The following is a 4,689-nucleotide window of genomic DNA, read 5'->3' as shown; positions in this document are numbered from 1 at the left end:
ATTTAACGCACCCCCTCTTATCGGATGAGCAACCTTCCTAACGAGGGTTATAGGACAAAACGTGTGTAAATCCCGGGTGTGTCATGTGCGGCCTGCCCATAACGAGGCAGGGGCAGGCGCCTGGTGCTGCGTCATTCCGGTGCTGGCAACCGGACCCCTGACCCCGGCCAGCAGCTTAGTCCCCCCTTGAAAGACAAATCCCCCTGGCATTTCCAGGGGAGATGTCCATGTGCGGGGGTATTTCGCTGCCTTAGCCGGAATTGCATGGGACATACTCCTGTGAAGTGCCCCACAGAACCCGCGTGGCATGAACCACACGGTCCAGACCAGCCACAAAAGATTTGACTGACCTTTGAAACATTTGACTCCTGCAAAACCGTTGTGGCACGCGCGCGCCTTGGAATGCGTAAGCGCTTGCACCAGACCCGGCAGGTGCGGAATCCGGGGCTTGCAACACGGTTTGGAGCGGGCCCCGCACCGTGCCTAGCGTGGACAGCGGCCCGGGATCTCCCCAGACGCCGGGCCCGCATTGGGACCGCACCCAGGTCCCTCCCCTCGATACAACGGCGTCCTCGATGACGCCAACAGGGTTATCGAGGACTCCGGAGTGTGAGGAACAGGGCACCCGCCCGTCTTCCACGAACAGCTACAACTCCGCGAGAAGAGCAACAATGCACAAGCACCCCCAAACCCGCCGGCCGCTGCGGTGGCGTCCCGCCGCCGCAGCACTGGCGACGGCCGTAGCGGCCTCGGCCTTCCTGGCCGTGCCATCGGCGCAGGCGAACGAGCCCGCGGACCCGCCGGCCGTTGAGCAGATGCCCGCGCCCACCCCTGGCTTCCCCCTCCCCACGGAACACACCCAGCAGGCCCACGACCCGGCGTCGGACTTCACCTCCAAGTGGACCCGCGCGGATGCCAAGCAGATCATGGCGCAGAGCGACTCCACCGTGGCTGCCGGCGAAAACTCCATGAGCCCCGACGTCACCATGCCGGAGATCCCCGAGGACTTCCCCGCGATGAATGACGACGTCTGGGTTTGGGACACCTGGTCCCTGACGGACGAAAACGCGAACCAGATCAGCTACAAAGGCTGGGACGTCGTCTTCTCCCTGGTCGCCGACCGCCACGCCGGCTACGGCTTCGACCAGCGGCACTGGAACGCCCGCATCGGCTACTTCTTCCGCAAGACCAACGCCGACCCGGCCAAGGATAAGTGGAACTACGGCGGACACGTCTTCGCTGACGGCGCGTCCATCGGAAACACTGAATGGTCCGGTTCCACCCGCCTCATGCAGGGCAACCAGGTCAACGTGTTCTACACCGCCACCACCTTCTACGACGTGGCCGAGCGGAACGCAGGTGGCGGCGGCATTGCCCCCGATGCTGCCATCGCCAAGGCCCTGGGAAAGATCCACGCCGACGAGAACGGCGTGACGTTCGACGGCTTCCAGCACACCAAGCTGCTGGAACCGGACGGCACGATGTACCAGACCAAGGAACAGAACCCGGGCTTCGCCTTCCGCGACCCCTACACATTCGCCGACCCGGCCCACCCCGGCAAGACCTTCATGGTCTTCGAAGGCAACACCGGCGGAACCCGCGGTGAATACGAGTGCAAGCCTGAAGACCTTGGGTACCGTCCCGGCGACGCCAATGCCGAGTCCGTGGATGAGGTCAACAGCAGCGGGGCCTACTACCAGACCGCCAACGTGGGCCTGGCCGTGGCGGACAACAAGGACCTCACCAAGTGGTCCTTCCTGCCGCCCATCCTTTCGGCGAACTGCGTCAACGACCAGACCGAGCGTCCCCAGATCTTCATCCAGAACGAAGGCGGCAAGAACAAGTACTACCTGTTCACCATCAGCCACCAGTTCACGTATGCAGCGGGCATGCGCGGCCCCGACGGCGTCTACGGCTTCGTGGGCGACGGCGTCCGTTCCGACTACCAGCCGATGAACAACAGCGGCCTGGCGCTCGGTTCGCCGACGGACCTGAACCTGCCGTCCGAATCACCGGAGGCACCCACGCCCAACCAGAACGGTCGGCAGTTCCAGGCCTACTCGCACTACGTGCAGCCCGGCGGCCTGGTGCAGTCCTTCATCGACAACGTCAACGGCGTCCGGGGCGGCTCGCTCTCGCCCACGGTGAAGATCAACTTCCGTAATGGCGTCTCCCAGGTGGACCGCAGCTTCGGCCAGAACGGCCTTGGGCCGTTCGGCTACCTGCCCACCAACGTCCGCGTCGGCGGCGAAGGACACTACAAATAGACGGCGGCACCAGCCGTAACCGCCGCTGCTGAGCCAGCGGCACCGCTCAGGCGGGGATGTCCTTGGGGGCCTCCCCGCCTGGGTTCTTTCAATGTGGGCTGTTTAAAGGTGCGCTGGCAGCCGGCCAGGGAGCGCGGCAAAAAGGCGGGCTGACAGGCATAACAGCACATCAGCGCCGGCTGGGGATAGGGTTGGAACAACAGAAGGGGGAGTGCCTGATGGAATACCAGAACCCACAACCCGGCCAGGGCAGTCACAGTGCCGCCGTGCCGGTTCCCGTCCCGGTCCCGGGACTGGGCCGGACAGTGATTTCCGAGACGGCGGTGGCCAAGGTTGCCGGAATCGCCGCCCGCGCCGTCCCCGGTGTCTACTCCCTGGGGTCGGGGTCCCGCGCGCTGGGGGCCATCCGCGATGCCGTAGGCAGCAGTACGGACCATGCTGCGGGGGTCCATGCCGAGGTGGGCGAAACGCAGGTAGCTGTGGATATCAGCCTGGTGGCCAGCTACGGCACGCCCCTGCACGCCCTCGCCAACCAGGTGCGGGCGGCCGTATACCGGGCCGTCGAGGAACTGGTGGGACTGCAGGTCATCGAGGTGAACGTCGAAGTCACCGACGTCTTCGTTCCGCCTCCTGTTAAACCGACAATACCGGGCACTGCCGACAGGGAGGCGCTGCTGTGAATCTCACTGTTGCAGGAATCGCGATGGGGGCCTTCGTTGCATTCATGTCCCTCCAGTTCGGGCTGTGGGGATTCCTGATCTCCCTGCTCTTTATGGTCATCGGGGCATTCCTGGGCCGCGCCGCCGAGGGGAAGCTGGACCTGCGCGGCGTCCTGGACGCCATCACCGGCCGGCGCTCATCCTCATGAGCACGCCTGCGCCGGCTGTGCGGGGGCAGGCGCGCAGCGGCCACAACCGGATCAGCACGCAGGCATTGACAAGCCTCGCCAAAGCGGCGGCCGCCCATGCCCTGGGCGTCGATGCCCAGGATGTCCGGGCGGATTGGACGGACGACGACGGCCTCCTGGCTTTGTCCCTCGTCACGCCCATCAGCATTCCGCCTTTAAAGGATGTGTCCGTAGACCCGGCACGGGTGGAGGTTTTTGGCGGCTCCATCTGGGACCGCACCGTCCGGGCCAAAGCCCGCATCCTGGAAACTGTCACCGACCTCAGCGGTGCACAACTGAGCCGGGTGGATATCAGGATCAGCGGCGCCAGGATCAGTGAAGGAGGGCGCGTCCAGTGAGCAGCAGGGTGGAGGCCGGGGACCGCAGGTCCCGGAGTCCGGAGGGCAGTGACAACGGACGGCGTCCTGACATGCGCCGCGTGGTGTACCGCGAAACCCACTCAACAAGGGCGGCCGTTGCGATCGCCGCTGCAGTCCTGGTCACGGTGATCGCCGCCTACGGCCTCCTGGAAGCCGCCGTACACGCCATCGGCCAACCGGCCTGGCTCATCGAGCCGCAGGTGGCGGCGCAACGTATCGTCGCGTTGCCCGCCGGCATAACCCCGCTTCTGCTTGGCGCGATCGGGGCAGTGATTGCCATGGTCGGCCTGGTCTTTCTCCTCAACGGAATACTTCCCGGACGGCGGGCCCGGCACCTTCTCTCAGGCCACGCCACCGCCCGTCCCGCCGTCGTGGTTGACGACGAAGTCATAGCCTCGTCGCTGGCCCGCCGCGCCAGGCTGGCGGCAAATGTCACCCCCGAACAGGTCATGGTGGTGGTCTCGCAACGGCAGGTCCTGGTGAACGTCAGGCCCACGTCCGGCGTACCCGTCGACGAGGGGACAGTCCTTGCCGCCATCGAGGACGAGCTGGACCAGATGGCGCTCGATCCGTCACCTGCCGCCCGTGTCAATGTGGCACCGTCAGGAGTGGTGGGCGCGTGAACAGCACACCAACCCTCCTCAACCGGATCCTGCTCACCGTCCTGGGCCTGAAGCTCCTGGCGATCGGTGTCCTGCTGATGCTGCTGGCCACCGTGCCCGCAGTCGCGGCGTGGTGGCACTCCTGGTCCCCGGGCGTGTGGAACGGGATCAACCAGATGTTCAACGCCACCAGGTTCCCGGGCCGGACCCAAAGCTGGCTGTGGATCATCGTGGCGCTGGTCCTGCTGCTGCTGATCGGGCTCATGGTGGCCTGGATCGCCCAGCAGGGAAAAGGCCGCTCCAACCTGCTGGCCTCCGAGTACGATCCCGGTGAGGTCCCCGGTGACGTGCGGATTGGCGGGGGAGTGGCCGAACAGGCCCTCAAGCACGCCCTTGCCGGACGTCCGGACCTTGCCGGAGCCACCGTAACCACCTACGACGTCAAGGGAACCCCTGCCCTGAAGATACGGCTCCTGCCGCGCCAGGGGGTGGCGCCGCATCTCCTGGCTGCCGAAATCTCCGAGCTGCTGGCTGCCCTCGAAACCGTCGTAGGC

The 4,689-nt window shown here is 65.6% G+C and carries 6 protein-coding genes; all 6 read left to right on the top strand.

The window, feature by feature from the left end:
- Positions 1 to 671 precede the first annotated feature (671 nt).
- The gene (locus P2Q66_RS13000; RefSeq protein ID WP_275728645.1) at positions 672 to 2,267 is read left to right on the top strand and encodes a glycoside hydrolase family 68 protein; all 1,596 of its coding nucleotides are present in this window, start codon (positions 672 to 674) and stop codon (positions 2,265 to 2,267) included.
- Positions 2,268 to 2,485: 218 nt separating this feature from the next.
- The gene (locus P2Q66_RS12995; RefSeq protein ID WP_275728643.1) at positions 2,486 to 2,947 is read left to right on the top strand and encodes an Asp23/Gls24 family envelope stress response protein; all 462 of its coding nucleotides are present in this window, start codon (positions 2,486 to 2,488) and stop codon (positions 2,945 to 2,947) included.
- Positions 2,944 to 3,135 (top strand): hypothetical protein, encoded by a 192-nt coding sequence (locus tag P2Q66_RS12990; RefSeq protein ID WP_275728641.1) that lies wholly within the window; start codon positions 2,944 to 2,946, stop codon positions 3,133 to 3,135. The genes P2Q66_RS12995 and P2Q66_RS12990 overlap by 4 nt, the downstream gene beginning before the upstream one ends.
- Positions 3,132 to 3,512 carry a hypothetical protein gene (locus tag P2Q66_RS12985; RefSeq protein ID WP_275728638.1) on the top strand — a complete coding sequence of 127 codons (381 nt, stop codon included), beginning with the start codon at positions 3,132 to 3,134 and terminating at the stop codon, positions 3,510 to 3,512. Before P2Q66_RS12990 ends, P2Q66_RS12985 begins: the two co-directional genes overlap by 4 nt.
- Positions 3,509 to 4,156, top strand: coding sequence for a hypothetical protein (locus P2Q66_RS12980; protein WP_275728635.1), 648 nt, complete (start codon positions 3,509 to 3,511; stop codon positions 4,154 to 4,156). The genes P2Q66_RS12985 and P2Q66_RS12980 overlap by 4 nt, the downstream gene beginning before the upstream one ends.
- A partial coding sequence (locus P2Q66_RS12975; protein ID WP_275728634.1) for a hypothetical protein occupies positions 4,153 to 4,689 on the top strand: 537 nt, incomplete at its 3' end. The genes P2Q66_RS12980 and P2Q66_RS12975, both read left to right, overlap by 4 nt.

The organism is Arthrobacter sp. Cr_A7 (assembly GCF_029222765.1).
Classification (GTDB): domain Bacteria; phylum Actinomycetota; class Actinomycetes; order Actinomycetales; family Micrococcaceae; genus Arthrobacter.
This window is presented reverse-complemented; position numbering and strand designations above follow the sequence as displayed.